We start from the raw sequence: 2,625 nt of genomic DNA, 5'->3' as shown, positions 1-2,625 counted from the left end.
GAGCAATGAATTAATCAGTGCAAATTTAAAAGTCCTTAAGGATTTGGTGTAACACATGCAGGTCGCAAGTATCCCTGTGCGTTCTGCACCACTGCAACAAGAATGTCGAGCAGAGTTAATTGCAATTGCTGATTGGTGGGCTGCACATACAGTCGATCATGAGCAGGGTGGTTTTTACGGCGAAATTGATGCGCAGAATCAGCCGGTCAAAAATGCGAGCAAGGGAATTATTTTAAATGCGCGCATTTTGTGGTTCTTTAGCGAAGTTGCGCAGGAAGTGGATAACCCCGTTTATCGCACCTGCGCGACGCGCGCCTACGATTATGTGATGGCGCACTTTTTCGATAACGAACAGGGCGGCGTTTACTGGGAGTTAAACGCGGCTGGCGTGCCCATCAATACCAAAAAACAAGTTTATGCGCAGGCCTTTACGATTTATGCGCTCTGCGCTTACTACCAGCTCACGCGCGACGAACAAGTGCTGGCGCGTGCGCTGGAATGTTTTGCATTGGTTGAGCAATATGCAATTGATCACAAACATGAAGGTTACCTCGAAGCCTTTACGCGCGAGTGGGGCGTGATTGCCGATTTGCGCCTCAGCGAAAAAGATTTGAATTATCCCAAATCGCAAAATACCCATCTGCATATTTTGGAAGCCTATACCACGCTGTATCAGGCACATCCCGCAGCGGAAATAAAAGCTGCGCTCAAATACAATATCCAGATGTTTGATAAGTACATGATCGATAAAAATACGCATCATCTGCGTATGTTTATGGATCTGGAGTGGAATGATTTCTCTCCCGGTTATACCTATGGCCATGATATTGAAGCCAGTTGGTTAATTGCCAAAGCGCTGGAGTCACTCGGTGATGATGCGTACACCGCTGAGTTAACACCGACGCTGATCAAGATCGCGCAGGTCACAGTTAATGAGGCTATTGGTGAGCAGGGGCAAGTAATCGATTCATTTGATTTTGCTACCCGCAGCACCAACCTGGATACTGTCTGGTGGGTGCAGGCGGAAGCGCTGGTTGGTTTTCTGTATGCCTATGCCACTACCGGTGAGGAGCAGTTTTACCGCGCAGCAGAAAATTGTTGGCAGTTTATTAAAACCTATCAAATCGACCATGAACACGGCGAGTGGTATTGGTTATCCAGCTTGGATAAATCGGCTTCTGATTCCTTCTATAAGGTGGGCTTTTGGAAGTGCCCTTACCACAATGGTCGCGCGATGATGGAAGCAATTCGCTATCTGCAAAAAAGTGTTTGATCTGATTATTCTTCTCAGCGGAAATACATAATGAATAAATACAATCGATTTTCAATTCCTGTTTTTGTAAGGTCTGTGTTTTTAATTGTTTGCCTATTGGTGTTGGGCGCGTGCAACACCAAGCCTGCCACATCTGCTGCGCCCGTTGCGGACAGTTTTGTCAAAGTATCCGGCGTTCAGTTTCAAAAAAATGGTAAGCCCTATTACATCGCAGGTACCAATATGTGGTACGCCGCTTATTTGGGTTCTCCCGGTAAGGTGGGTGATCGTGCACGCCTGGCCAAAGAGTTGGACACACTCAAGGCAATGGGCGTAAACAATTTGCGGGTGCTGGCCGTATCGGAAAAAAGTGATATCAACTCATCGGTAAAACCTGCCACCACTAACGGCTTTGGCAATTACGATGAAAGCCTGTTGCAAGGTCTGGATTATTTATTGGTGGAATTGGCCAAGCGCGATATGACCGTGGTGTTGTATTTCAATAATTTCTGGCAATGGTCGGGCGGTATGACGCAATACATGAGCTGGATCGACGGCCAACCAGTACAAGACCCGAATGTCACTAATGAATGGGAAGCATTTATGGCGAAGTCTGCCAGCTTTTACCAAAGTGAAAAGGCTCAGCAGGAATATCGTAAAACCATTAGAAAAATTATTACCCGTATCAACACAGTAAATGGCAAAGCTTATGTGGATGACGCGACCATCATGTCCTGGCAATTGGCCAATGAACCGCGTCCGGGCAATTCCAAAACTACTGCAAGAGAAAAACAAATTTATATTGATTGGATCAATGGGGTTACCGCTTACATCAAAAGTCTCGATCCGCATCATTTGGTTAGCACCGGTAGTGAAGGCCTGATGGGTTCTGTTAACGATGCAAAATTATTTGCCGATGCGCACAGTTCAGTAAATGTCGATTATCTGACTTACCATATGTGGATCAGAAACTGGGGCTGGTTTGATAAAACCAAACCCGCTGAAACCTGGGATGCCGGTTGGGCAAAAGGTAAAGATTATTTGAATTCACATATCGATGCCGCCAAAGCGATAAATAAACCTATCGTATTGGAAGAGTTTGGTTTGGATCGCGATATGGGTTCATACGATATTAAAGCGACCACCCAATACCGCGATAAATTTTATCAGCAAGTGTTCGATGTGCTGTTGCCGCGCATGCAAAACGGTGAGCCAATTGCAGGATACAATTTTTGGGCCTGGAATGGCGCAGGGCGTACTACGCGCAGTAATTATTGGTGGCAGGAAGGCGATGACCTGAATGGCGACCCACCGCAAGAACAGCAAGGCATGTATGGTGTGTTCGATACAGATACATCAACCATTGCGATCAT

The 2,625-nt window shown here is 46.2% G+C and carries 2 protein-coding genes; both read left to right on the top strand.

Annotated features, from left to right (window positions below):
* The first annotated feature begins 55 nt into the window (after positions 1 to 55).
* Complete coding sequence (locus tag ACWA6V_RS20430) at positions 56 to 1,273, top strand: AGE family epimerase/isomerase (RefSeq protein ID WP_449524212.1); 1,218 nt, start codon at positions 56 to 58, stop codon at positions 1,271 to 1,273.
* Between the two features lie 30 nt (positions 1,274 to 1,303).
* On the top strand, positions 1,304 to 2,625 hold a 1,322-nt coding region (locus tag ACWA6V_RS20425), incomplete at its 3' end, for a glycoside hydrolase 5 family protein (protein WP_449524211.1).

It is taken from the genome of Cellvibrio sp. (assembly GCF_053579595.1).
The sequence above is the reverse complement of the archived record's forward strand: the minus strand, read 5'-3'. Positions and strand labels throughout refer to the sequence as shown.